Below are 24897 nucleotides of genomic sequence, written 5' to 3' on the forward strand. Positions count from 1 at the left end.
GTTATCGCGGCGCCTTTGCCAAGGGCCGCTCTGAAGACCACGCATTGAAGGCCCAAGGCCCATGAAGCACATGACCCACCTCCAGCGCCTGGAGGCCGAATCGATCTTCATCATCCGCGAGGTCGCCGCGACCGCCGACAATCCGGTCATGCTCTATTCGATCGGCAAGGATTCGGCGGTGATGCTGCATCTCGCCATGAAGGCCTTCTCGCCGGGCAAGCCCCCCTTCCCGCTCCTCCACGTGGATACCACCTGGAAGTTCCGCGAGATGATCGAGTTCCGCGACCGGCGCGCCAAGGAGCTCGGCGTCGAGCTCATCGTCCATACCAATCAGGAGGGCGTGAAGGCGGGCATCAACCCGTTCGACTCGGGCTCGGCCGTCCACACCGACGTCATGAAGACCCAGGCCCTCAAGCAGGCGCTGGAGAAGTACAAGTTCGACGCGGCCTTCGGCGGCGCGCGGCGCGACGAGGAGAAGAGCCGCGCCAAGGAGCGCGTCTTCTCCCTGCGCTCGCCCGAGCATCGCTGGGACGCCAAGAACCAGCGGCCGGAGCCCTGGCGCCTGTTCAACACCCGCAAGCGCAACGGCGAGAGCTTCCGCGTCTTCCCGCTCTCCAACTGGACCGAGCAGGATATCTGGGACTACATCGCCCTCGAGGAGATCCCGGTCGTGCCGCTCTATTTCGCGGCGAGGCGACCCGTGGTGCGGCGCGACGGCGCCCTCATCATGCGCGACGACGACCGCATGCAGCTGCGGCCCGGCGAGAAGGTCGAGGAGATGATGGTCCGCTTCCGCACCCTCGGCTGCTACCCGCTCACCGGCGGCGTGGAATCGGAGGCCCGGACCCTCGAAGAGGTCCTCGCCGAAATGCGCGGCTCGCGCGTCTCCGAGCGCCAGGGGCGCGTCATCGACCGCGATTCGGGCGCGTCGATGGAAGAGAAGAAGCAGGAAGGCTATTTCTGATCATGTCCAACGCCCTGCACGACACCCCCCGCGTCGACAAAGCCGGTGACGACGCGCACCGCATCGAAGACGGACGCCCTGACGAGACCCGCACCGACGAGGCCGACCGGGCCCAGGGCTCGGTGGCGGCCGCGCTCGCCGACGAGCGCTACGCCGGCCCCGCCCCCGATGCAAACGGCGAGACCGCCGCGAGCGAGAATGTGCGCGTCATCGATCCCCAAGCGGGGATGGAGCCGCTCGTCGCGCCCGCCGAATCCCTCCTGCGCTTCATCACCTGCGGCTCGGTGGACGACGGCAAGTCGACGCTGATCGGCCGCCTCCTCTTCGAGACCAATGCGGTCTTCGACGACCAGATGGAGGCGCTGGAAAAGGATTCGAAGAAGTTCGGCACCACCGGCGGCGATCTCGACTTCGCGCTTCTCGTGGACGGCCTGTCGGCCGAGCGCGAGCAGGGCATCACCATCGACGTCGCCTATCGCTACTTCTCCACCAGCCGGCGCGCCTTCATCATCGCCGATACGCCCGGCCACGAGCAGTATACCCGCAACATGGCGACCGGCGCCTCCCAGGCCGAGCTCGCGGTGATCCTCGTCGACGCGCGCAAGGGCATCCTGCCCCAGACCCGCCGCCACTCCTTCATCACCTCCCTCGTCGGCATCAAGTCGGTGGTCATCGCCATCAACAAGATGGATCTCGTCGATTTTTCGCAGGAGCGGTTCGAGGAGATCAAGCGCGGCTATCAGGAGATCCTGCCCCAGCTCGGCTTCACCGACGTCTCCTATGTGCCGCTGTCGGCCAAGAACGGCGACAACATCGTCACGCGATCGCCGAACACGCCCTGGTATCACGGCGAGACGCTGCTCCAGCGCCTCGAAAGCGCGAGCCCCGAGACCTTCGATGCGGACGCCTCCCCCTTCCGCATGCCGGTCCAGTGGGTGAACCGTCCCAATCTCGACTTCCGCGGCTTTTGCGGCACGGTGGCGAGCGGCACGATCCGGGCGGGCGACCGGGTGATCTCGCTGCCCTCCGGCCAGACCTCCAGCGTCAAGGCGGTCTGGGGTCCCGGCGGCATGATCGAGCGGGCGCGCACCGGCGAATCCGTGACCCTCACCCTCAACGACGAGATCGACGCCTCGCGCGGCGACGTCATCGTGCGCGAGGGCGACACGATCCGCCCGGTGAAGACCGTCGAGGCCGATCTTCTCTGGATGGTCGACCGGCCGATGGTCGCCGGCGGTCGCCTCATCGCCAAGCTCGGTTCGCACCAGACGCCCGCGACGCTTCGCGCGCTCTCGGGCTCGGTCGATATTCATTCCTACGAGGTGAAGCCCGCCAACGCCCTTCTCATGAACGAGATCGGCAAGGTGACCATCGCCTTCGACCGGCCGCCGGTGGCGACCACCTACGAGGAGAACCGCGAGCTCGGCGCCTTCATCCTGATCGACCAGCTCACCAACGAGACCGTCGCCCTCGGCGTCGTCAAGGAGATCGCAAGGCCCGCCGAGACCGTGGCGAGCGAGACGGGTACCGCCGCCACCGCCGCATTGTCCGGCTTCGGGAAGGCGAAGGCCGAATGGCTCGGAGGCGACGTCGCGCCGGGAACGGAAGCTGCGACGACGCGGCTCGCCGCCCGCGCCACCGCGAGCGCCCTTCTCGTCGTCCTCGCGGTGCTGTTCGGGCTGAACGTCTTTTCGGCAGCCGCTCTCGGCCTCCTCGACTTCCTCCTGCGCCCCTTCGTCACCGGCCTCATCGCCGACCGGGGGACAAAGCGCGAGGAGGCCTCCGAACCCCAGAAGCAGCCGCCCTATTACGGCGACGGCATCTGACCCTTTCGGCCTTGCGGCCGCAGGATAAGGAAAAAGGCGGTCCGGGAGGCCGCCTTTTTTCGTTCGTGCCGCGTGGAAACGGAGAAGAGGTCGCCCGGCCCGTGACGGATCGGCGCCCCACCCGGTCAGTCGTCCAGCCGCTCGTAGATCGTGTTGAGGAGAAGGCGCAGCGGGGCCTTTCCGCCGCGCGCCGATTCCGCATGGCCGAGGATCAGGAGGCCGCCCGGGCGCAGATGCTGGCAGAGCTTGGCGATGATCTGCTGCTGCACGTCGAGATCGAAATAGATCAGGACGTTTCGGCAGAAGATCACGTCCATCATGCGCCGGGGCTGGTAGCGCTCGTGCATCAGGTTGATCTGGCCGAAGGAGACGCGCTCGCGGATCGGCTGCGAGATCCGGACCTGCGTGCCGGCTCCGGCGGCGGAGGCAGCGCCCGTCCGCTCGAAGAAGGCCGAGGCGTAGCCCTCCGGCAGCCGGTCGAGGTCGGCGTGGTCGTAGACCCCGCGCCGGGCATGGGAGAGCGCGCGGATCGAGATATCGGTGCACAGCACCGACCAGTCCCATTTCGACGAGAGAAGCCGCCCGCCATTGGCGGCGGCCAGATGCATCGCCGCCGAATAGGCCTCCTGGCCCGTCGAGCCGGCGGCCGACCAGACGGCGATGCTGCCGGGCTTGCCGCCGGCGGCCAGCGCATCGAGCCGTTCGGCCGTCAGATAGTCGAAATGGGGCTGTTCGCGGAAGAAGGAGGTCTCGTTGGTGACGACGCTGTCGACGAAGGCCTGAAGCTCGGCCTCGCGTCCCACGGGCGTCGACAGATAGTCGCAATAGCTCTCGAAGTCGTCGAGCCCGAGCGCCTTCAGGCGCTTGTCGAGCCGCGTCTGGAGCAGCACCCGCTTGGAGGCGTCCATCGAGACGCCGCAGCTTTCGCGCACCATGTCCACGAGCCGTGCCGTGGTCCTAGGGCCCAGCACCGCCCGCCCGTCGGGAAGGCGGGACCCCTCGGGGGGAGCTGCGGAGGCCGGCGGTCGGGAGGCGGCTTGAGATGGCATCTCTGATCTTTCCGGACCAAGTCCGTGGGAAGGTCGATGACGTCTTGAGACACCTTCGGCCGCGTCAGCGGCCGAAGACAGGGATCGGTTGATCGGTGGAGGCCGTGGGGCTTCAGGCGCTCATGCGATCGAAATCGCCGTCCTCGCCGCCCATGTCGAGGTCGAAGCCACCGGACTTTGACGCCTTGGCCTCGCTCTGACCCTTTGCGGGCTTGGCAGGCTTCACGGAAACCTGATGGCGGCTCTTGGCATAGGTCTCGACCTTGGCGTGGAGACCCCGGATATCGGCCTTCGGCGCACTGACCGGGGCGGCGACACGGGTCGCGGTGCCGTCGATCGTGAAGAAGGACGCCCGCTCGTTGAGGGTCGCGGCCTGGGCCGAGAGCTGCTCGGCGGTCGCCGACATCTCGTTGGCCGCAGAGGCGTTCTGCTGGGTCACCTGGTCGAGCTGCTGGATCGCCTGGTTGATCTGCTCGGCGCCGGAGTTCTGCTCGCGGCAGGCCGCCGAGATCTCGCTGACGAGGTCGGAGGTCTTCTGGATGTCCGGGATCAGCTCCTGGAGCATCCGGCCGGCTTCTTCCGAGATGTTCAGCGTCGAGGTCGACAGTTCGCCGATCTCGGCGGCTGCCTGCTGGGAGCGCTCGGCGAGCTTGCGAACTTCGGCCGCGACCACCGCGAAGCCCTTGCCGTGCTCGCCGGCCCGTGCCGCCTCGATCGCCGCGTTGAGGGCGAGGAGGTCGGTCTGGCGGGCGATCTCCTGAACGATCTGGATGCGGTCGGCGATGGTGCGCATGGCGCCGACCGAGTTGGTGACCGCCGTGCCGCTCTTGTCGGCATTGATGCGGGCCTGGGAGGCGATCTTCTCGGTCTGGGCGGCGTTCTGGGAGGTCTGGCGGATATTGGCCGCCATCTCTTCCATCGCGGCCGAGGCCTGTTCGGTGGCAGCCGCCTGCTCGGTGGAGCCCTGGCTCAGCTGCTCGGCCGTGGACGAGGACTGCTGGGAGCCCGAGGCGACCTGGTTGGCAGAGCTCGTCACGTCGCTGACGATCCGGCGCAGGTTCTCGTTCATGTCGGCCATGGCGTGCTGCAGATCGGCTAGCTCGTCATTGCCGCGCACCTTGATGTCCTGGGTCAGGTCGCCGCTTCCGATGGCCTTGGCGACCTCGACGGCACGGTTCAGCGAACGCGAGATCGAGAGAGCCATCCACATCGCGGCGGCAGCGCCGAGAACGATCGCACCGATGATGAGGCCGATCAGCGTCATCCGCATGCTGGCATAGGCGACGTCGGAGGCGGCCTTGGATGCCGCCGCGTCTTCGTCGCTGGCCGCCGCGATCTGCTGCAGCTTGGTGTCGAGCTGCGCGGCGATCGGCGAGAACTCGTCGAGCAGCGCCGTCATGGCGCTATCCTGCTTGAACAGCAGAGCGTTCTGGATCTCCGCGTCCAATGCGGCCGAAAAGCTCGCGATCTCGGTCGAGAGAGCGGCTGCGGGCGTGCCGGTGAGAGATGCGACCTGGGGATTGGCCGCGAGCGCCTTCATGTCCGTCGCCAGCTGTTCGATCGTCGAGCGCGCCTCCGCCGAGGCCTCACGCACGAGGTCGGGCTCGACCTGCGCCGCCGCTGCGACCGCTCCGAGGCGCGCCTCGGTCGTCTGCGCAACGACCCGGTTCGCAAGGGCGAGAGCTTCGCCCATCTGCCGCGAGGCGACGGGATTGGCGCTCGCCGCGAGGGCGGAGGCGGACATTTCCTTCTGAATCGTGTCTCTGAGGCTCGTGGCGCTGGCGAGGACGGAGGCGTATTCGTCCTTCGTGCTGTCGAGGGCCGTCATCGCGGCCTGCCCGTTGGCGGCGGCGTTGAGCTCGATCGTGCGTCCGGCGATGTCGCGGAACGTGTCGTAGAGGGGCGGGAGATCGGCATTGGCCTGGCGCTCCGCTTCGTCGAACGAGCCGATCAGGTTGTCCATCCGCTCCTGAATGCGGACGCCGGCCTCCTTGGCTTCGGCGATGTAGCGCTGCTGCTCCTCGGGCGAGCTCGACAGATAGGCACGGCCGGCGATACGGCCGATATCGGTCACCTGCTGGCGGATGGCGCGGCCGTTCTGGACCTGGGTGAACGGCCCGTCGACGAACTCGGCGAAGGTGTCGTTGGAATTGCCGAGGCTCTGGACCGCGAGATAGCCGCTGCCGCCCATCAGCGCGAGGATCGTCGCGAAAGACGCGATGAGTTTGGTTTTGACTGTCAGACGCAAGGTTCTCAACTCCAGTGAAAAACGTCTCTGATCGGATCGATGGATCTGGCGCATCGCTGTCCCCGCACCCGCGCCGTGAGACGACGTGGGTGACGGATCGGCCGATGAACTGCGGGACCGAAGCTCCGGTGAGCGGCTCTGCTTTGGGAACCGGTCCTGCTTCGAAGACCGGGGGAAACAAGATGGTTCGTCGCTGCGATGCTTGCAGCCTGCGGCCGCTCGCCTCGATGCAGTAAGACGCGAGAAGCGTTGCTACCGCGTTAATCGGTAAGACTTTGTCTCAAATTGAGGCGCGGACCATGCCTGCCCCTGCGGCAGGTCGAGGGTGACGACCGCAACGGCATGCCGCCTCGCACCGGCGGGATGCGCCTGATCTGACAGGCATCGAGCGGCATTCGGGCCGTGTTCGAGCCGCAAGCCGCGGGCGTTATGCACCCTTTAAGGATAAAGGCAGAAGTCTGTCCGCCGGCATGCCGCCCCTTCGGCTGGCGATGGAGGATACCGGCATCGCCCCTCGGCCGGGGCCCGCTGCGTGGCACGACGATAAAGGCCTGCGATCCGGATCGTCACCGGGGGCGAAGGCTCGGGGCCTCATCGCCGTCATCGATGAAATTCGGGGCCTCGATCACGCAAGGGACGATCCGCAGGCCGGGTCAAGGCTGCGCTCCGATACGTCAGAAATTGAAGCCGCCCGTCGCCCCGTTGCCGCTGCCGGAGCCGCCGCCGGTCGAAGCATCGCCCGTCGTACCATCGTTCGTCGCCCCCGCGCCGCCGCCGGCGTTCGCGCCCGATCCCGATCCCGATCCCGGCTGAGCCGGCTGCGCCGGAGCGGTGGGCGTACCGAAGTTGAAGCCGCCCGTCGCGCCGCCGGCACCCGCTGCCGGAGCCTCGCCCGTGCCCGGTGCGGCCGAGCCCTGTCCCTGCGAAGGCTGCGTTCCGCCCGCCGGGGCACCGAAGTTGAAGCCGCCCGTGCCCCCCGTCGCTGCCCCGCCGCCGGACGTGCCCGAGGTGCCGGACGCGCCGCCGGAGGAGGCCGGCCCGAAGTTGAAGCCGGCATCGCCGCCGCCCGGCACTGCCCCGCCCGGGGCCGCCCCGCCCGTCGCAGCCCCGCCCCCGAGGCCGAAATTCAGCCCCCCGGTCGCCGAGCCCGGCGTCTCCACCTGAATCGGCTGCCTGTCGCCGCGATAATGGGTCACGAGGCTCGGCACCGCGATGACGAGGAGGATCAGCACGAACTGGATGACGATGAACGGCACCACGCCCTTGTAGATGTCGTAGGTGCGGATCGCCTCCATGCGCCGTCCGGTCTGCTTGTCGGTCCATTCGCGGCTGGGCGCGACGGATCTCAGATAGAACAGGGCGAAGCCGAAGGGCGGCGTCAGGAAGCTCGTCTGGAGGTTCATCGACAGGATCACGCCGAACCAGATGAGGTCGATCCCCAGCGTCTGGGCCACCGGTGCCAGAAGGGGAACCAGGATGAAGGCGATCTCGAAGAAGTCGAGGAAGCAGCCGAGGATGAAGATGACGATCGTGACGACGATGAGGAAGCCGATCTGACCGCCGGGAAGGGCGAGCAGCAGTTCCTCAAGCCAGACCTGGCCGTTGACGCCGTAGAAGGTGAGGCCGAAGACCCGGGCGCCGATCAGGATGAAGAGCACGAAGGCCGAGAGCTTCGCGGTCGATTCGATCGCCGAGCGCAGCAGCGGAAAGTCGAGCCGCCGCTTGCCGAAGGCGAGCGCCAGCGCGCCGACCGCGCCCATCGCCCCGCCCTCGGTCGGGGTGGCGATGCCGAGGAAGATCGTGCCGAGAACGAGGAAGATCAGCGCCAGCGGCGGGATCATCACGATCACCACCGTCTCGGCGAGCCGCGACAGGAGGCCGAGCTTGAAGGTCCGGTTGGCAAGCGCGACGGCGTAGCAGACGACGGTCGCAAGGGTCGCCGAGAAGACCGTCGCGGTGGCGGGAACGGAATCGGCGAACACGACCCGCGAGCCGAGGAGATAGAGGGCGACCGCGAGCACCGCCATCGCCACCAGGGACCAGACGCCGGTGCCGAGGCGCCGCTCGGACATCGGCAGCGCCGGCACGGCGTCGGGCCGGATGATGGTGAGGACGAGGATATAGGCGCAATAGGAGGCGATGATGATCAGCGCCGGCCAGATCGCGCCGAGATACATGTCGCCCACCGAGACGCCGAGCTGGTCGGCCATGACGATGAGGACGAGGCTCGGCGGCACGATCTGGGCGAGCGTTCCGGCGGCCGCGATCGTGCCGGTCGCGACCGGCCGGTTGTAGGAATAGCGCTGCATCACCGGCAGCGAGATGAGCCCCATGGCGATCACCGAGGCGGCGACGACGCCGGTCGTTGCGGCAAGCAGCGCGCCGACGAAGATGACGGCGAAGGCGACGCCGCCGCGCAAGGGGCCGAAGAGCTGGCCGATCGTGTCGAGGAGATCCTCGGCCATCCCCGAGCGCTCCAGGATGATGCCCATGAAGGTGAAGAAGGGAATGGCGAGCAGCGTGTCGTTCGACATGATGCCGAAGACCCGTTCGGGCATGGCCTGGAGCAGCGGCCAGAACAGGTTGATCTCGCTGGAATAGTCCGACAGCGCGACGCCGATGACGAAGAAGAACAGGCCGCCGGCCGAAAGGGTGAGCGCCACCGGATAGCCGAGCAGCAGGAGCCCCATCACCGAGACGAACATGATGGGCGCGAGATTGTGGGCGATCAGCTCGAGCATGGTCGTCAGGTCCTGTCGGCGGCGTTCTGGGCGATGGGGGCGGAGCCGTGGTCTTCGGCCGCCTCTCCGGGCATCGGCAGGTCGCCCTTCAGGATCGCGCCGCTCTTGATGATCTCGGAGACGCCCTGCGCCAGGAACGAGACGAAGCCGGCGAGCACCCAGATCTTGGCCGGCCAGCGGATGAGACCGCTCGCATTGGAGGACTGCTCGCCCGACAGGAAGGAATTGATGAAGAACGGCCAGCCGAGCCAGACCATCATTCCGGCGAAGGGCAGGAGGAAGAGGATATGGCAGATGAGGTCGATCCGCACCCGTGCCCGCGGCGACAGGATCTGGCTCAGAACGTCGACGCGCACATGCTCGTTCTCGCGCAGGGTCCAGGCCGCGCACATCATGAAGACGGCGCCGAACAGGTACCACTGGGCTTCCAGCCAGGCATTGGAGGACAGGTTGAAGCTCTTGCGGACCACCGCATTGCCCGCCGAGACGAGGACGGCGACGAGGATGAGCCAGGCGAAGAGGCGCCCGATCCATCCGTTGACACGGTCGATCGCCCGCGCGACCCCCAGAAGCGCACCCATCGGTCTTCATCTCCCAAAGATGGCATCGCCGGGTGACGCCCGGCGGCCGGACGAACCCCTCGGCCCCCTGCTCGCGGGCCGGTCCATAGGATTCGACGATCGGTTTTGCTATACCCGTCCGCGCAAGTCAAAAGCCGGGTTCGCAGAGGTGCCCGCCCGGTCGTCCAACAGGGAGGAATTCATGGACCGTCGTCGTTTTCTGGGAACGGCCGGCCTCGCCGGCGCGAGCGCGACACTCGCAATGCCCGCGATCGCGCAAGGCAACGAGAAGGTGCAGTGGCGGATGACCTCCTCCTTCCCGCCCTCCCTCGACACGATCTTCGGCGGCGGCCAGGACGTCGCGAAATACGTGCGTGAGGCGACCAACGGCGCCTTCGACATCCAGGTCTTCTCGGCGGGTGAGATCGTCCCCGGCCTCCAGGCCGCCGACGCGGTCCAGAACGGCACCGTCGAGATGTGCCACACGGCCGCCTATTACTATGTCGGCAAGTCGCCGACCTGGGCGCTCGGCGCGGTCATTCCCTACGGCCTCGACAATCGCGGCATGAACGCCTGGCTCTACTATGGCGGCGGGATGGACCTCCTCAACGCCTTCTACAACGAGAACGGCCTGCACTACCTGCCCGCCGGCAATACCGGCACCCAGATGGGCGGCTGGTTCCGCCGCGAGATCGGCAGCCTTGAGGACATGAAGGGCCTGCAGATGCGCATCGCGGGCCTTGCCGGCCGCGTGATGGAGCAGATCGGCGTCGTGCCCCAGCAGATCGCCGGCGGCGACATCTATCCGGCGCTCGAGCGCGGCACCATCGATGCGGCCGAATGGATCGGCCCCTATGACGACGAGAAGCTCGGCTTCTACCAGGTCGCCCCCTACTACTATTATCCGGGCTTCTGGGAGGGCAATCTCGCCCTCAACTGCTTCATCAACAAGCAGGCCTGGGACGGCCTCTCCGACACCAACCGCTATGTTCTCGAAACCGCCTGCCGGGCGGCCAATACCGAGATGATGGCCGAATACGACTTCAAGAACCCGACGGCCCTGCGCTCGCTCGTCACCAACGGCGCCCAGCTGCGGGCCTTCCCTGAAGACGTTCTCAACGCCACCTACGACGCGACGCTCCAGCTCTATTCGGACCTCAAGGGCTCCGATCCGTCCTGGGGCAAGATCTACGACAGCATGATGGCCTTCCAGGCCGAGCACTTCCTGTGGCAGCAGGTCGCCGAATCGACCTTCGCCCAGTTCATGCAGAACAAGCAGAAGCAGGGCCAGCTGCCGGCCCAGCGCGGCCAGTAACGAGGGCCTCGCGACCGGGCGGGAGCGATCCTTCGGCCCGGTCGTCCGATACCGGGACGCCGCGAGGCTGAACCCCTCGCGGCGCCGCATCCGCCTCGCCGGCCGCAGTCCCCGGTCGTCGCCCTATCGGGCCGCTGCCGTCGTCACGGGCCGCGATGCAATCTCCAGGCCGAACCGGCTCGCAGAAGGCCGAGGCCAGCGGCTCGAGCCGCGAAGAGAACAACCTTTCGAACGCGCGGCACCCGCTCCCATCGCAGATCACGCGACCTTCGGTTGAAAAAATGAGGGAACAAACCGTGATTGGAAATTGGAACACTATCATATTTTAAATAAGAGGGATAAATTCCCGTCCCGAATATCGGGCGATGGCCGGCAAGCCCTCTCCCTGCCATGCCACCGTATTCTCCCTGATGGTTGCCACTGCCCCTTATGGACCTTTTGACGAATCAGAAGATCACTCTCGCCCTGTTCGACGCCTCACGGCTGCTTCGCGAAGCGTTCGAGCATGCCCATCGCGACATGAAGATCACCTGGGCGCAGACCCGGATCCTCGGGCGTCTCTACGCCCAGGAAGGCATCGGTCAGGTCGAGGTCGGCGCCCAGATCGAAATGGACTCCATGACGATCTCCCGTCAGGTCGACAAGCTGGTGGAACTCGGCTTCGTGGAACGGCGGGTGGGAACCGACGATCGGCGCCTGCGCCGTCTCTATCTCACCCGGCATTCGCGCATCCTGCGCGACGATATCGAGCAGCGCAGCCAGGCCGTCCTGAAACAGGCCCTCTCCGGGCTCGACGAGGAGCAGCAGAAGACGCTCCTCGCCCTTCTCAACACGATGAGCGAGAACCTGTGCGGCGACGGGGAATACGGCGCCCCGCCCAGCTCCTCGCGCACGCGCCCGCAGGTTCTCAGCGTCTGATCGGCGATCCGCCGGCGCCCCGCCCGCTCCCCGCGTGAGCCCCGGTCTCAGGGCCGAGGGCTCAGGGCTCAGTCGCCGATGGCGACGCCCTCGCGGCGCGGATCGGCCCCGCCGAGAAGCCCGTCCGCCGTCAGCGCGATGATGTGCAGGCCCGAATTGAGATCGCCCGGCTCGACCTCGTAGCCCATATCGGAAAGCTCCCGCGCGAGCGCGCCCGCAGCCTGCGTTCCCGCCTCCACGTCATAGGGCCCGAAGCGGTTGACGAGATGGGGCAGGCTCGCCGCCTCCTGGGGATCGAGATCCCAGTCGAGAAGCGCGATCAGCGCCCCCGCCACATAGCCGATGATGCGGCTGCCCCCCGGCGAGCCGAGGGCGAAGACCGGCTTTCCCTCCGCCATCACGATCGTCGGCGCCATGGAGGAGCGCGGCCGCTTGCCCGGCGAGACCGCGTTGGCGATCGGCAATCCGTCCTGATGGGTGGCGAAGGAGAAGTCGGTGAGTTCGTTGTTGAGGAGGAAGCCGCCCACCATCAGGCGCGAGCCGAACCCGTTCTCGATGGTCGTCGTCAGGGAGACCACGTTGCCCGCCTCGTCGGCGATCGAGACATGGCTCGTGGACGGCAGTTCGATCGACCGGTCGTCGCCCTGGCGCCGGGCATGGTCCCAGGGCGGCGAGCCGGGCGCGACGTCCTCGGGCGCGAGCACCCCCTCCTTGCCGATCAGCTTCGCGCGCTCGGCGAGATAGGCCGGGTCGACCAGCCCCGCGACCGGCACCGGCACGTAGTCGCTGTCGGCCATGTAGCGGCCGCGATCGGCGAAGGCGAGGCGCGAGGCCTCCCCGATCAGCCGCCAGCTTTCCGCGCTGCCGGGCCCGAGCGCCGCAAGGTCGAAGGGCGTCAGAAGCCCGAGGATCTGGCCGATGGTGAGCGCGCCCGAGGACGGCGGCCCCATGCCGCAGACCTCGTGCGCCCGGTAGGTCACGCAGACCGGCTCGCGCTCGATCACCCGGTAGTTGCTGAGATCCTCGGCCGAGAGGAGGCCCGGATTGTCCTTCGCCTCGCGCACCGTGCGCACGATCCGCTCGGCGAGGTCCCCTTCGTAGAACGCGGCCGGTCCCTTGTCGGAGATCGCCCGCAGGGTCTGCGCATAAGCCGGGTTCGTCATCGTCGTCCCGGCGGCGAGCGGGCGTCCGTCGTCGTCGAAGAAATAGTTCCGGGTGGAGGCAAAGCGCGCCAGCCGAACCCCGTCCTCGGCGATCGCGCCGGCAAGGCGCGGCGAGACGGTGAAACCCTTCTCGGCAAGCTCGATCGCGGGGGCGAGCACATCCGCCCAGGAGAGCGCGCCGAAGCGCTCGTGGGTCGTCGCCATCAGGGCGACGGTGCCGGGCGTTCCGACCGATCGCCCGCCGACCACCGCGTCGTAGAATTCGAGCGGATCGCCGGCTTCGTCGAGAAACAGCGTCGGCCCGGCGAGCATCGGCGCGGTCTCGCGCCCGTCGAAACTCGTGAGTTTGCCGGTCTCGGCATCGAAATAGACGAGAAACGCCCCGCCGCCGACCCCCGAGGACTGGGGCTCGACGAGGCCGAGCACGAACTGGACGGCGACCATGGCATCGATCGCATTGCCGCCCGCCCGCAGCATGTCGAGGCCCGCCTCGGCCGCCAGCGGATGGGCGGCGGCCACCATCTGCCGCTCGGCCCGGACGGCGTTCCGGGCCTCCGCCCCGCTTGCCGCGCCGTCCGCCCCGCTTGTGCCGCGTTCCGGCTGGAACCGGTCGGCGGCCTGGTCCTGCGCGCGGGCCGGCGCCTGAAGCGCCAGGGGCGAAGCGGTGAGAAGCGCAAGCGCGAGAACCGGCGCGAAGACTGCGGCGGTCACGCGGCGCGAGTGCCGGCGGCCCCGCTTCGAAGGGCCGGACGGCGAGGCGGGGGACGGCGTCATGGGTGGTCCTCATCGCGAAAGAACAGTGGTAGTCTCTCGCCAAGGGTCCGCCGCCCGGCCCGATCCGTCAAGCCGGACGATCCACCGGGGCCGCCCGAGCCGACCGATCCTCCAGGCCGGACCGGTCGGGCCGGGCTATCGCGGCCTTACTCGGCCGCCGCGCGTTTGGGCTGCACCTCGGCGGCGTAGTCCTCCACCAGACGGCGGGTGATGTCGCCCGGCGTGAAGCGCCAGTCGGCGATCTCGGCCACGGGCGTCACCTCGGCGGCGGTGCCGCAGATGAAGCATTCGGAGAAGCCCGACAGTTCCTCGGGCATGATCGCCCGCTCGATCACCTCGATGCCCCGGCGCCGGGCGAGCCCGATCACCGTCTGGCGCGTGATGCCGTTGAGGAAGCAGTCCGGGTCCGGCGTGTGGATCGCGCCGTCCTTGACGAAGAAGATGTTGGCCCCGGTCGCCTCGGCCACGCGCCCGCGCCAGTCCAGCATCATCGCATCGGCATAGCCCTTGGCTTCCGCCGCGTGCTTGGAGATCGTGCAGATCATGTAGAGGCCGGCGGCCTTGGCGCGCGAGGGCGCGGTCATCGGATCGGGCCGGCGATACTGCGCCAGATCGAGGCGGATGCCCTTCATGCGCTGTTCGGGGTCGAAATAGCTCGGCCACACCCAGGCCGCGATGGCCACGTTGATGCGGTTCTTCTGGGCCGAGACGCCCATCATCTCCGAGCCGCGCCAGGCGATCGGCCGGATATAGGCATCGGCGAAGCCCTGGCGTTTCAGGAGCTCGGTCGTCGCCGCATCGATCTCGTCGGCGCTGTAGGGGATCTCGAAGCCGAGGATCCGGCCCGATTCGATCAGCCGGTCGGTGTGCTCGCGCAGCTTGAACACCTCGCCGCCATAGGCCCGCTCGCCCTCGAACACCGAGCTTGCATAATGCAGGCCGTGGGTGAGGACGTGGATTTTGGCGTCCTTCCACGGCACGAAGCTGCCGTTCATCCAGATTTCGCCGTCCAGCTGGTCGAAAGGAACGCTCATGGTCTCAAACCTCCGGCATTCGCCCGTGGCGAACGCGATCGCGTGTTCATCGTGAAGTGGCCTCGGCCGAAAGCCGAAGGGGCCGAAAGCCGAAGGGCCGGTCGGCGCCCGCCGGGCGCGTGTCCGGGCGTCCCGCCTCCGGTCGCCCGGCCTCTCCGCCTCAAGCGGAACGCGCCGTCCTCGACACTGCGGGCCCGCAGTTTTCAACACTCCGACAGTTGTGTAACGTGGTCCCGAAAATGCGTCAATAGTGCTGACCTATTCCATGAGTAAAACGATCGCATCGCGCGCAGAAATCGAGCAGGCCGACCCGATCGTCACGACGCCGCTCGAAACCGTCGGCGCGATCGACTTTCGCTTCATCGAGCTGATGTTCTTCGCCTATCGGCAGTTCACGGCCGATGCCGACGCGATCCTCGCCTCCTACGGCTTCGGGCGCGCCCATCACCGCATCCTGCATTTCGTCAACCGCTCGCCGGGCATCACCATCGCCGAGCTCCTCGACCTCCTGGCCATCACCAAGCAGTCGCTGAGCCGGGTCCTGCGCCAGCTCATCGACGAGGGCTTCGTCGCCCAGGTGCCAGGCACCGAGGATCGCCGGCAGAGGCGGCTCTATCCCACGGGCAAGGGCCGCAGCCTCACCCTCGAGCTCTCGCGCCAGCAGGCCCGGCGCATCGATGCGGCGATCGCCGGCATCGGCCCCGAAGGGCCGGGCGTCGTCGCCGAGTTCCTGCGCCGGATGGGCGGCGACGAGCGCTCCGCCCTCTCCTGGCTCGACACGAAGGTCCTGAACCAAGGCTCCCTGCCATGACCGATCCGCAAGAGGCGGAGGATCGCCGTCCCGTGGACGACGCCCCGCACATCCTCATCGTCGACGACGACCGCCGCATCCGCTCGCTCCTGTCGCGCTTCCTGTCCGAAAAGCGGTTCCGGGTCTCGACCGCGAGCGATGCGGCGGGCGCCCGGCGCATTCTCGCCGGCCTCGACTTCGATCTTCTCGTGGTCGACGTGATGATGCCCGGCGAGAACGGCATCGATCTCGTGCGCTCCTTACGCGAGACCCGCGACTGCCCGATCCTGATGCTCACCGCCCGCTCGGAGATCGATGCGCGCATCGAGGGGCTGGAAGCCGGCGTCGACGACTATCTCGCAAAGCCCTTCGATCCGCGAGAGCTGCTCCTGCGCCTCAACAACATCCTCAAGCGCGGGGCCTCGCCCGCCCCCGTCGCCATCGAGACGGTCTGCTTCGGACCCTTCGCCTTCAATCTGCCGCGCCGCGAGCTGAAGAAGGGCGGCGAGATCATCCGTCTCACCGAGCGCGAGCAGGACATCATGGCGCAGTTTGCCGGCAAAGCCGGGGAGACGGTCCCCCGTCTCGACCTTCTGGGCGAGGAGAACGAGATCGGCGAGCGCACGATCGACGTGCAGATCAACCGCCTGCGCCGCAAGATCGAGACCGATCCCGGCAATCCGCTCTGGCTGCAGACCGTGCGCGGCGTCGGCTACCGGCTGAACGTGGATTGAGAGCCGCGATGGACATCGCGCCGGCAAGGCCTCAGGCGCTTCGCACGGGCAAAGGACGGGCGCCGCGATGAAGCCGCGCCTGCCGAAGCCGCGCCTTGGAAAGCCGCGCCTGACCCTCGGCAGGTCCGGACAGGCCGGCCAGGGCACCGGCGGCCCGGTCCGGCGCGCCGGCGCTGCCGCTCGCGACTGGCTCGCCCGCTGGCCGGACGTCTTCGGCTGGCGCTGGGTGCGGCGCATTCCCTGGCCCTCGCGCATCGATATCTGGCGCGGGCCGCTGCGGCCGATCCCCCACTTCTTCGCCCGCTACACCCCGAAGAGCCTGTTCGCCCGCTCGCTCATCATCATCATCACACCCATGGTGATCCTGCAATGCGTGGTCACCGTCGTCTTCATGGAGCGGCACTGGGCCCTCGTCACCCGGCGCCTGTCGGAAGCGGTCGCGCGCGACGTCGCGGCGCTGGTCGAGATGATCGAGCGGATGCCGGGCGATGCCAATCACGCCATTGCGCTTGAGATCGCCCGCGACGATCTCGACCTCAACGCCTCGCTGCAGCCGCTCGAGCCCCTGCCGCCGCCGGCGCCCAAGCCCTTCTTCAACATTCTCGACGGCATTCTCAGCCAGGAGATCGGCGACAAGGTCGCCCGGCCCTTCTGGATCGATACGGTCGGGGATTCGCGCATCGTGGAGATCCGGATCCAGCTTCAGGGCGCGATCCTGCGCATCTTCGCGCCGCGCAATTCGGCCTATGCCTCCAACACCCATATCTTCATCGTCTGGATGGTCACCACCTCCCTGGTGCTGCTCCTCATCGCGATCCTCTTCCTGCGCAACCAGATCCGTCCGATCCAGACGCTGGCGACGGCGGCCGAGGGCTTCGGGCGGGGCCAGCCCATGCCGCCCGATTTCCGCCCGCGCGGCGCCTCGGAGGTGCGGCGCGCCTCCATCGCCTTCATCCAGATGCGCGACCGGATCGAGCGCCAGCTCGAACAGCGCACCCAGATGCTGAACGGCGTCAGCCACGATCTGCGCACCATCCTCACCCGCTTTCGCCTGCAGCTCCAGTTCCTCGGAGAGGGCGAGGACGTGGACGAGCTCAATGCGGATATCGACGAGATGCAGCGCATGCTGGAGGGCTATCTCGCCTTCGCCAAGGACGAGGCGAACGAGGCGGTCGGCGAGGTCGATATCGAGGACGTGCTGGACCGCTTCGAGAGCGAGGCGAAGATGAAGGGCAAGGTGCTCACCGTGCGCGTCGCCGGCGATCCGCGCCTCACCGTGCGGCCGGACAGCTTCCAGCGCATGGTCACCAATGTCGTCGGCAACGCCATCCGCTATGCGAACCGGATCGCGGTGACCGCCAATCACGAGGGCCGCTGGCTCACCCTCGAAGTGGAGGACGACGGGCCGGGCATCGCGCCCGACAAGCGCGAGGAGGTGTTCAAGCCCTTCGTGCGCCTCGACGATGCCCGCAATATCGATGCCGGCGGCACCGGCCTCGGCCTTGCGATTGCCCGCGACATCGCCCGCGGCCATGGCGGCGACATCCTCCTCACCAACAGCGCCCTCGGCGGCCTGCGCGCCCTCATCCGCCTGCCGGCCTGAGGAATCGTCGAAAAGCCGGATCAGACTTTCGCTCCCGCTCCTCGGATCATACCAAGTGCGGGAAGGTTGGCGGCAGACCGGCTCACCGCTCTGCCGCCACCAGGGCACCCCGACCACCGAGCGGCCGGGATCGGATGTTTCACGTGAAACGCGCGCTCAGTAGTCGATCACGCCGTCAAGGGCGTAGTGCTTCACGCTTTTGCGGTTCTCGATGAGGGTCTTCATCGTCGGCTCGTCCTTCATCGCGCGGGCGATGGCGAGCTTGGTCGCCTCGTAATTCGTGCGGTAGAGATCGGCCTTGTCGAGGTTCTCGTCCTCGGCGCAGCGCGGGTCGAGCCAGATGGTGACGATCATGCAGATCTCGTCGACGATCGCCTCGGGAATCGTGCCCTCGATCACGCAGTCGACGATCGCATCGCCCGTGGCCGCCTGAACGACGCCGCCCAGAAGCTCTACATAGGCCTCCGAATGGATCGTCGCCTTGGTGGTCATCATCGTGGCCGGGCGCACCATCTGGTTGAGGTCGCGCACCACGAACATGCGGGTATGGCCCACCGTCTGGCCGAGCATGCCGGCAAAGGCATGGCCGACGGGGCCGGACTTCGACCCGATGACGATCTCCGGCATCGCGTCGGTCGCCTGGCCTTCCGCCGCCAGAACCGTCGCCTCGCCGGTCTTCATGATGATCTCGCTCATGCTGGTCTCCCTTTTCGCATGGACCGGACCATCGCGCGTCCGATCGCGGGGCCGATGATCCGTTGGTCCGATCGTTGGACGGGGCCGTTCCCCGTCCTTTCGGACATGCCGGTGTCAGACACGAGCCGCCGCGTCCTGTCCATCGGATTTGCGACCTTCTGAGAGAAGATTCCCGACGCCGCCGATACCCGCCCCGATCAGAGACCCACCCCGATCAGAGGCCCAGCCCGTCGGAGACCCGGCCCGATCAGAGACCCGGCACGTCGAGAACGCCGCCGGGCTCGAATGCCGCGAACCGATCGGGATCGAGACCCTTGGCGCGCATGGCCGCAGACAGGCGCTGCGGCGGCTCGGCGCGCGGCTCGTTGGTCAATTTGAACGTGCCCCAGTGAATGGCCAGCGCATGGCGTGCCTTCACCGCCTCGAACACCTCGACCGCCTCTTCCGGGTCCATGTGCTGGGCGCGCATGAACCAGCGCGGATCATAGGCGCCGATCGGAATGAGGGCGAGGTCCATCTCGCCATGGTCCCGCCCGATCGCCCGGAAGATCTCGCCGTCGCCATAGCCGCTGTCGCCTGCGAAATAGACCTGCGCCTTCCCCGTCTTCACGACGAAGCCGCACCAGAGCGCCATGCGCCGGTCGCGCAGCCAGCGGCTCGACCAGTGGTGGGCGCGCGTGAGCGTCACCGAGCGGGAGGCGTCGATCGGGATCGTCTCGTCCCAGTCGCCGGCCGTCACATCCACGCCCGGCACGGCTTCGCGCAGGAAGCGGTCGTTGCCGAGGGGCGTCAGGATGCGCGGGCGAAACCGGTCGTCGAGCCGTTTCAGGGTCTCGACGTCGCAATGGTCGTAGTGATTGTGGGAGAGGAGGACGAGATCGATCTTCGGCAGATCGTCGAAGCGGATGCCCGGCGGCGTCACGCGCTTGGGCCCTGCGAAGGAGAACGGGCTCACGCGCTCCGAATAGACCGGATCGGTGAGGATGTTCAGCCCGTCCACCTGCACCAGCACGCTCGCATGGCCGATCAGCGTCGCGCGCACGCCCGCAATGCTCGCCTCGGGCCGGGCGGGCTCGACGAGAACGTTGTCCGGCCAGTCGGCCGAGCTCTCACGGAACCGCCAGCGGGCGAGGTCGGAGAGCGATTTGTCGGTCCCGCCATGGCCCGGATTGAAGAAGCGCGTGCCGTCGAAGTGGTCGCTCTCGGGGCCACGATAATAGGGATTCTTCACGCATCGTCCTTCGTTGCCGCAACCGTTCCAGCAAGGGGCCGCTCATTCCCGCGCCCTCGGCGCCGGAGGCCGGCCGCCTGTGGTCACGGGTCACATAGGGCGTCCGATCGGCCGCTGCGGGTCACAAGAGCGAGAGACGTGCGGGGGCGTAGAGAACGGCACGCGCCGGGACGGGGACGGTGCCCTCCGGCCGCGATGGCCCCGAGCCGATGACATGTCCGGCCCATGCGCGGGCACCGACATGAAAACGCGGCCGTCCCTTGAAGGAACAGCCGCGCAGCAGAAGCGGACATGGTCGCGCTTCGGGTCGTCAGGTCACGAGCCCCGTATCAGGCCGCGGCCTCCTGGACGATCTCGACCGGACCGTGATCGTCGCAATGATCGCCATGGGGATGGTGGAGGCGGCCGTCGACGATGTAGTCGATATGGTCGCCATGGGGCACCGCCTCGTGCCCGCAACCGGGGCCGTGGACATGGCCGGCTTCGTGCTTGGGCGGATTTTCGGCCGTGCATTCTGCCGGATTCTTGTCCGTCACCGGAATGACGTGTTCCTCGACCGTGTCGCCGTCCTGGTGGTGCAGGTGACCGTCATGGACGTAGTCCACATGGCCGTTGTGCTTGATCGCCGTATGGCCGCAATCGGGGCCATGGACATGGGGATGGTCGTGATGATGCTGATGGTCTGCCATTTCGTCTTTCCCTGATTGCGTGTGGTGCCCCGGGACATGCGAGGCCGGCCCGCATTCCCGCCCCGTCGCATGCGCCAGCGCGTTCTCGACGAGCTCGCGCACATGGTGGTCTGCCAGGGAATGGATGATCGTCTGCCCCTCGCGCCTACGCACGACGAGTTCGGCGCCCGTCAGAACCTTCAGCCGCGCCGACACCGTGCCGATGGCAGCGCCCGAAAAGGCCGCGAGATCGGAGACGCTCGCCTCGCTCTCGGCCATCCGCAAAAGCAGCGCCAGACGCTCCGGATCGGCCATCGCCTGGAACAGTTTCGCGGCCCGTCGAAGATCGCGGTCGTCACTCATTCCCATCGCTTTCAAATATTCTATCGATCTTTAGAATTCAAGAGGCGCTATCACCGGTTACGGTCCGGCGGTGGCCCGGTCGATAGCCCGACCCACCGGACCGGCGCTTCGCTCACCATGGATCGGACCCGCCGCACCATGGCGCCTTCCGCGCCCGCTCTCATCGAGATCCGATTTTCGGCACCCGGCGCGGGACATGTCAACGTCCGGGTGAGGATTGTGCGTCATGATCCGAAGGTTGGGCCGGGCGGGTCTTCGCCACCGGCGCCGCCATCGAAATTCCCGTCCCTTCGGACGGGCGAATGCCAGGGGAATGCCAAGATGATCGCAGACCGGCTCTTCAAGCTCGCCGCCGCCGCCTGCCTTTCCCTCCTGTCGGGATGCACCCTGGCGGACATTTCGCCGGAGGCGATCGCCTATGCGCCGCAGGGCGCGCCGAACTGGCTCGAGCCCTATCTGGGGGACGCCGACGGCCAGATCTCGCCGGTGGTGCTGGGCCGGGCGCGGGCTCTCCATCAGGCCAAGCTCGCCTCGGGCGCCGTCCGCAATGCCTGCTATTTCGCCATGGACGCGACCCGGCCGAGCCTTCTTGCGAACGGCGAGCGCGCCCGCCGCTTCTACATGATCTGCGAGGACCGCCGCCTCTTCCGGGCGATGTCGTCCGGCTATGGAAGCGGACGCGATCTTCCGGGCATCGCCGATTTCTCCAACGATCAGCAATGCGCGAGGAATTTCGGCAATGCCGAGAATTCATCGCTCACCACCGGCGGCGCCTATACGACCGCCGAAATCCGCGACGGCTTCAAGGGCTATCACCGCACGGCGAGCGGCGAGGACCTCGCCTTCGTGCGCTCCTTCGTGCAGTTCGAGGGAGAGGGCGCGACCGCGAACGCCCGTCCGCGCGCGATCGGCGGCCATCAGGCGACCCTGATCCGGGCCCAGTGCCGGCGGGCGAGCCCCGGCGACCCTCATGCCGACGCGGACGGCTTCGTCGCTTTCGGCAAGCTCGTCGACTATTCCGCCGGGCGCAGCAACGGATGCACGAGCTGGTCGGCCGCCGATGACGAGATCATCGTCTCGACGGTCCGCAACGATCCGGCGACCGTCTACATCTACCCGGAGGCCGGCGACATCGAAGCCGTGTCCCGGGCCGTCTCGGCCGGGCGCTCCCCCGCCGATGCCGGCACCTACTGGAACAGCCAGTGTCTCGCCGCCATCGGCAAGCCGCGCTTCTGGTCGGCCGAAAGCCTCGAGCCGCTGATCCGGCGCTACGAGGCCTCCCGGCCGCAGCGATCCGTGAGGCCCCTGCCGATCTGCGAGTGAGGGCCACGGAAACGCCCCCGCGAATATTTCGCGCAGGCCACCTTGCCGATTGCAATCCGCACTCAGATACAACCGCATTCGGACGCATGATGGTCGGTCGATGCCACCGAAGACTTTCCCATAGGACACGGTGCCGTCGCTGACGGGCCCTCTCGAAGGTTCGCCGGCATGACGCTCGCAGGGTCCGCAGATTCGACGCCGGCCGGGGACACGTCCCGCAGCTCCGCCAAGGCGCTTTCGGCACTCAACTTCTTCCTCGCCGATGTCCGGGACGGTCTCGGACCGTTTCTCGGCGTCTTCCTCATCGGGGAAGGCTGGAGCGCGGCGACGATCGGCTATGTCATGACGATCGGCGGCATCGCCGGCATGCTGGCGACGACGCCGCTGGGTGCCCTGGCGGACGCGACCCGTGCCAAGCGGATGATGGTCGCGGTCTGCGCCGTCCTTGCGATCGTCGCCTCCCTCGTCATCCTGTTCGTGCCCACCGTTCCCTTCGTCGCCGCCTCCCAGATCGCGACGGGGATCGCGGGTGCGGCCATCGGGCCGGCCATCGCCGCCCTCACCCTCGGCCTCGTCGGCCAGTCGGGCCTCGCATTCCAGCTCGGGCGCAACGAGGCCTGGAACCACGGCGGCAACGTCGTCGCGGCCGCCCTGTCGGGCCTCTTCGGCTACTGGTACGGCCTGCCCGCCGTCTTCGTCCTGATGACCCTGATGGCGGCCGGATCGCTCGTCGCGCTCGCGATGATCCGCCCGAACGACATCGATCACGCGACCGCGCGCGGCCTCGAGCACGGCGGCGGGTCCGAGGCCGGCGACAAGGCCCCCGAGGGGTTTCGCGCGCTCCTCAAGAACCCGCGCCTCGTCATCCTCGCCGGCTGTATGATGCTCTTCCATCTCGGCAACGGCGCGATGCTGCCGCTGCTCGGCCTGCGCGTCGCCGCCGACGGCTCGTTCGATCCCGCGGCCTATACGGCGGCGACCATCATCATCGCGCAGCTGACGATGATCCCGCTCGCGCTTCTCGCCTCGCGGGTCGCCCGGGCGCGCGGCTACTTCATCGTGTTTCTCGCAGCTCTCGTCGCGCTTCCGGTTCGCGGCCTCGTCGCAGGTCTCTACGGCGACCTCTATTCCCTCGTCCCGGTCCAGATCCTCGACGGCGTGGGAGCCGGGCTCCTCGGCGTCGCGGTCCCCGGCCTCGTCGCCCAGATCATGCGCGGCACCGGACGCGTCAACGTCGCGCTCGGCGCGGTGATGACCGTCCAGGGCCTCGGCGCCTCGATCAGCCCCTCGGTCGGCGGGGCCATCGCCACTGCCTATGGCTACGAGGCGGCCTTCCTCGCCCTCGGCGCCTTCGCGCTCCCGGCCCTCGTGATCTGGGTGATCTTCGGCGCGCGATTCAGGGCGATGAGGCCGACGACCGACGGCTGACGCACGACGCCTGCCCCCTGCCAGTTCGCACCGCCCCCTGCCTCACGATTCCAGCGCCTGCCGCAGCCAGGAACCGATCCTCGGATCGGCCATCTGGGCGACGTTGAACCGCATCCGGTCCGGCGCCGTCTCGCCGAGGCTGAAGACGTTGCCGGGCGCAAGGACGATCCCGTCCGCCATGGCGAAACGCGCGAGCGATCCGGCATCGCGCCCGTCCGGCAGTCGGCACCACAGATAGAACCCGCCCCTCGGCTCCAGAAAGGGCCGGATGCCGAGTTCCTCCAGCGATCGCGCCACCTCCCGGCGGCGCCGGGCGAGCCGGCTGCGCAGCCCCGCCAGATGCTTGCGATAGCTGCCATCGGCCAGGGCGCCGTGGACGATCTCGGCGGCAACGGGGCTCGGCCCGCCGAAATTCGTCGCGATCTGCAGGTCGATCAGGCCCTCGATCCAGTCCGCCCGCGCCGCGATGTAACCGCAGCGGATCGAGGCCGAGAGGGTCTTGGAGAAGCTGCCGATCCGCACGACCCGGGACAGGCCGTCGAGAACGGCGAGGCGGGGCGAGGGCTCGGGCTCGAAATCGGCGAAGATGTCGTCCTCGACGATCGTCACCTCGTGGTCCGCGGCAAGAGAGAGGATGCGGTGCGCGGTCTGCGGCGACAGCGATGCCCCGGTCGGATTGTGGATGGCGGAGTTCGTCACGTAGAGGCGCGGGCGGTGCTCCTTCACCGCCTGTGCGAAGGCCGAAGGATCGGGTCCGGTGGGTGTCATCGCGACGCCGACGATCTTCACCCGGTGGGCGCGCATGAGAGCCTGGAAGTTGAAGTAGCAGGGATCGTCCAGAAGCACCGTATCGCCCGGCTGCAGGAGGAGGCGGCAGACGAGGTCGATCGCCTGGGTGCCCGAGGCGGTGAGGAGGATCTGGTCGGGCCCCGCCTCGATGCCCTCGGCCGCGAACTGCCGGGCGAGCAGGCCGCGCAGGGCGAGGGAGCCCCGCACCGGGCCGTAATCGGACAGGAGCGCGTCGTGCGAGCGGGTGAGCCGCCGCATCGCCCGCCGGATCGCCGGGTTCGCCATCCAGTCGGCGGGCAGCCAGCCGCATCCCGGCCGCAGCATGTCCGCGCCCCCGTCGAGGGACTGGCGCGAGACCCAGAACGGATCGACGGCCCGGTTCGACCGGGGCTCGACCTCCGAGAGCGCAAGGGGCAGGCTGCCGGCGACGTAGAAGCCGGAGCCCGGCCGCGAATGGATCAGGCCTTCCGCCACGAGCCGGTCATAGGCCTCGGCGACCGTCGAGGGCGAAAGCTGCATGGACCGCGCAAGGCCCCGGATCGAGGGAAGCTTCTCGGCCGGGGCGAGTTCCCGCGTCGAGACCTTGCGCCGGATCGCGTCCATGACGGCGCCCGTGCGCGTGCCCTTGCCCGATGCGGCCTCCGGTTCCATCGCCCCTCCCACCCTTCGGCCCGAACCAT

At 68.0% G+C, this 24897-nt stretch carries 19 protein-coding genes; 9 read left to right on the forward strand and 10 right to left on the reverse strand.

Annotated elements, in window-relative coordinates; genetic code table 11:
* Positions 1 to 61: 61 nt before the first annotated feature.
* Both cysD and cysN read left to right on the forward strand, forming a co-directional pair.
* Positions 62 to 964 carry a sulfate adenylyltransferase subunit CysD gene (gene cysD, locus DYI37_RS07075; protein ID WP_116682535.1) on the forward strand — a complete coding sequence of 301 codons (903 nt, stop codon included), beginning with the start codon at positions 62 to 64 and terminating at the stop codon, positions 962 to 964.
* 2 nt (positions 965 to 966) lie between these two features.
* Positions 967 to 2790, forward strand: a complete 1824-nt coding sequence (gene cysN / locus DYI37_RS07080; RefSeq protein WP_116682536.1) for a sulfate adenylyltransferase subunit CysN — start codon at positions 967 to 969, stop codon at positions 2788 to 2790.
* A gap of 125 nt (positions 2791 to 2915) precedes the next feature.
* Here the strand turns inward: cysN and DYI37_RS07085 are convergent, their stop codons facing one another.
* The 4 genes from DYI37_RS07085 to DYI37_RS07100 form a co-directional block, all read right to left on the reverse strand.
* A complete protein-coding gene (locus tag DYI37_RS07085) occupies positions 2916 to 3839 on the reverse strand; it encodes a CheR family methyltransferase (RefSeq protein WP_116682537.1) in 924 nt (307 codons plus the stop codon).
* Between the two features lie 112 nt (positions 3840 to 3951).
* Positions 3952 to 6087 (reverse strand): methyl-accepting chemotaxis protein, encoded by a 2136-nt coding sequence (locus tag DYI37_RS07090; RefSeq protein ID WP_158555102.1) that lies wholly within the window; start codon positions 6085 to 6087, stop codon positions 3952 to 3954.
* A 674-nt stretch (positions 6088 to 6761) separates the two neighbouring features.
* The gene (locus DYI37_RS07095) at positions 6762 to 8828 is read right to left on the reverse strand and encodes a TRAP transporter large permease (RefSeq protein ID WP_116682539.1); all 2067 of its coding nucleotides are present in this window, start codon (positions 8826 to 8828) and stop codon (positions 6762 to 6764) included.
* Between the two features lie 5 nt (positions 8829 to 8833).
* Positions 8834 to 9409, reverse strand: a complete 576-nt coding sequence (locus tag DYI37_RS07100; protein ID WP_116682540.1) for a TRAP transporter small permease subunit — start codon at positions 9407 to 9409, stop codon at positions 8834 to 8836.
* Between the two features lie 181 nt (positions 9410 to 9590).
* Between DYI37_RS07100 and DYI37_RS07105 the strand changes: the two genes are divergently transcribed.
* Complete coding sequence (locus DYI37_RS07105; RefSeq protein WP_116682541.1) at positions 9591 to 10703, forward strand: TRAP transporter substrate-binding protein; 1113 nt, start codon at positions 9591 to 9593, stop codon at positions 10701 to 10703.
* 438 nt (positions 10704 to 11141) lie between these two features.
* Positions 11142 to 11621, forward strand: a complete 480-nt coding sequence (locus DYI37_RS07110; RefSeq protein WP_158555103.1) for a MarR family winged helix-turn-helix transcriptional regulator — start codon at positions 11142 to 11144, stop codon at positions 11619 to 11621.
* A 68-nt stretch (positions 11622 to 11689) separates the two neighbouring features.
* Here DYI37_RS07110 and ggt read toward each other — a convergent pair whose 3' ends face one another.
* A complete protein-coding gene (gene ggt, locus DYI37_RS07115) occupies positions 11690 to 13558 on the reverse strand; it encodes a gamma-glutamyltransferase (RefSeq protein WP_116682543.1) in 1869 nt (622 codons plus the stop codon).
* 146 nt (positions 13559 to 13704) lie between these two features.
* Positions 13705 to 14592 carry a branched-chain amino acid aminotransferase gene (locus DYI37_RS07120; RefSeq protein WP_116682544.1) on the reverse strand — a complete coding sequence of 296 codons (888 nt, stop codon included), beginning with the start codon at positions 14590 to 14592 and terminating at the stop codon, positions 13705 to 13707.
* A 265-nt stretch (positions 14593 to 14857) separates the two neighbouring features.
* On the opposite strand from DYI37_RS07120, the gene DYI37_RS07125 reads away from it, so the two are divergent.
* The 3 genes from DYI37_RS07125 (at position 14858) to DYI37_RS07135 (ending at position 17719) form a co-directional block, all read left to right on the forward strand.
* Complete coding sequence (locus DYI37_RS07125; RefSeq protein WP_116682943.1) at positions 14858 to 15403, forward strand: MarR family winged helix-turn-helix transcriptional regulator; 546 nt, start codon at positions 14858 to 14860, stop codon at positions 15401 to 15403.
* Complete coding sequence (locus tag DYI37_RS07130) at positions 15400 to 16116, forward strand: response regulator (protein WP_116682545.1); 717 nt, start codon at positions 15400 to 15402, stop codon at positions 16114 to 16116. The genes DYI37_RS07125 and DYI37_RS07130 overlap by 4 nt, the downstream gene beginning before the upstream one ends.
* A gap of 67 nt (positions 16117 to 16183) precedes the next feature.
* Complete coding sequence (locus tag DYI37_RS07135) at positions 16184 to 17719, forward strand: ATP-binding protein (protein ID WP_116682546.1); 1536 nt, start codon at positions 16184 to 16186, stop codon at positions 17717 to 17719.
* Between the two features lie 156 nt (positions 17720 to 17875).
* Here the strand turns inward: DYI37_RS07135 and fae are convergent, their stop codons facing one another.
* The 3 genes from fae to DYI37_RS07150 all read right to left on the reverse strand — a co-directional run bounded on the left by fae (position 17876) and on the right by DYI37_RS07150 (position 20677).
* Complete coding sequence (gene fae / locus DYI37_RS07140) at positions 17876 to 18415, reverse strand: formaldehyde-activating enzyme (RefSeq protein ID WP_116682547.1); 540 nt, start codon at positions 18413 to 18415, stop codon at positions 17876 to 17878.
* Positions 18416 to 18662: 247 nt separating this feature from the next.
* The gene (locus DYI37_RS07145) at positions 18663 to 19646 is read right to left on the reverse strand and encodes an MBL fold metallo-hydrolase (protein WP_116682548.1); all 984 of its coding nucleotides are present in this window, start codon (positions 19644 to 19646) and stop codon (positions 18663 to 18665) included.
* A gap of 329 nt (positions 19647 to 19975) precedes the next feature.
* On the reverse strand, positions 19976 to 20677 hold the full coding sequence (locus DYI37_RS07150) for an ArsR/SmtB family transcription factor (protein WP_199520102.1): 702 nt from the start codon (positions 20675 to 20677) through the stop codon (positions 19976 to 19978).
* A 321-nt stretch (positions 20678 to 20998) separates the two neighbouring features.
* Between DYI37_RS07150 and DYI37_RS07155 the strand changes: the two genes are divergently transcribed.
* Positions 20999 to 22000: a hypothetical protein gene (locus DYI37_RS07155; RefSeq protein ID WP_116682944.1), complete on the forward strand. Its 1002-nt coding sequence runs from the start codon at positions 20999 to 21001 to the stop codon at positions 21998 to 22000.
* A gap of 168 nt (positions 22001 to 22168) precedes the next feature.
* The gene (locus tag DYI37_RS07160; RefSeq protein WP_116682550.1) at positions 22169 to 23428 is read left to right on the forward strand and encodes an MFS transporter; all 1260 of its coding nucleotides are present in this window, start codon (positions 22169 to 22171) and stop codon (positions 23426 to 23428) included.
* A gap of 42 nt (positions 23429 to 23470) precedes the next feature.
* On the opposite strand, the gene DYI37_RS07165 is transcribed toward DYI37_RS07160, so the two are convergent.
* A complete protein-coding gene (locus DYI37_RS07165; RefSeq protein ID WP_245413817.1) occupies positions 23471 to 24868 on the reverse strand; it encodes an aminotransferase-like domain-containing protein in 1398 nt (465 codons plus the stop codon).
* Positions 24869 to 24897: the final 29 nt, after the last annotated feature.

This window comes from Fulvimarina endophytica (assembly GCF_003403015.1).
GTDB lineage: Bacteria > Pseudomonadota > Alphaproteobacteria > Rhizobiales > Rhizobiaceae > Fulvimarina > Fulvimarina endophytica.

Excerpts from the sequence above, each read along its gene's own strand:
- cysD (WP_116682535.1), top strand. The coding sequence starts at position 62 with ATGAAGCACATGACCCACCTCCAGCGCCTGGAGGCCGAATCGATCTTC.
- cysN (WP_116682536.1), top strand. The coding sequence starts at position 967 with ATGTCCAACGCCCTGCACGACACCCCCCGCGTCGACAAAGCCGGTGAC.
- DYI37_RS07085 (WP_116682537.1), bottom strand. The coding sequence starts at position 3,839 with ATGCCATCTCAAGCCGCCTCCCGACCGCCGGCCTCCGCAGCTCCCCCC.
- DYI37_RS07095 (WP_116682539.1), bottom strand. The coding sequence starts at position 8,828 with ATGCTCGAGCTGATCGCCCACAATCTCGCGCCCATCATGTTCGTCTCG.
- DYI37_RS07100 (WP_116682540.1), bottom strand. The coding sequence starts at position 9,409 with ATGGGTGCGCTTCTGGGGGTCGCGCGGGCGATCGACCGTGTCAACGGA.
- DYI37_RS07105 (WP_116682541.1), top strand. The coding sequence starts at position 9,591 with ATGGACCGTCGTCGTTTTCTGGGAACGGCCGGCCTCGCCGGCGCGAGC.
- ggt (WP_116682543.1), bottom strand. The coding sequence starts at position 13,558 with ATGACGCCGTCCCCCGCCTCGCCGTCCGGCCCTTCGAAGCGGGGCCGC.
- DYI37_RS07120 (WP_116682544.1), bottom strand. The coding sequence starts at position 14,592 with ATGAGCGTTCCTTTCGACCAGCTGGACGGCGAAATCTGGATGAACGGC.
- DYI37_RS07125 (WP_116682943.1), top strand. The coding sequence starts at position 14,858 with ATGAGTAAAACGATCGCATCGCGCGCAGAAATCGAGCAGGCCGACCCG.
- DYI37_RS07130 (WP_116682545.1), top strand. The coding sequence starts at position 15,400 with ATGACCGATCCGCAAGAGGCGGAGGATCGCCGTCCCGTGGACGACGCC.
- DYI37_RS07135 (WP_116682546.1), top strand. The coding sequence starts at position 16,184 with ATGAAGCCGCGCCTGCCGAAGCCGCGCCTTGGAAAGCCGCGCCTGACC.
- fae (WP_116682547.1), bottom strand. The coding sequence starts at position 18,415 with ATGAGCGAGATCATCATGAAGACCGGCGAGGCGACGGTTCTGGCGGCG.
- DYI37_RS07150 (WP_199520102.1), bottom strand. The coding sequence starts at position 20,677 with ATGAGTGACGACCGCGATCTTCGACGGGCCGCGAAACTGTTCCAGGCG.
- DYI37_RS07155 (WP_116682944.1), top strand. The coding sequence starts at position 20,999 with ATGATCGCAGACCGGCTCTTCAAGCTCGCCGCCGCCGCCTGCCTTTCC.
- DYI37_RS07160 (WP_116682550.1), top strand. The coding sequence starts at position 22,169 with ATGACGCTCGCAGGGTCCGCAGATTCGACGCCGGCCGGGGACACGTCC.
- DYI37_RS07165 (WP_245413817.1), bottom strand. The coding sequence starts at position 24,868 with ATGGAACCGGAGGCCGCATCGGGCAAGGGCACGCGCACGGGCGCCGTC.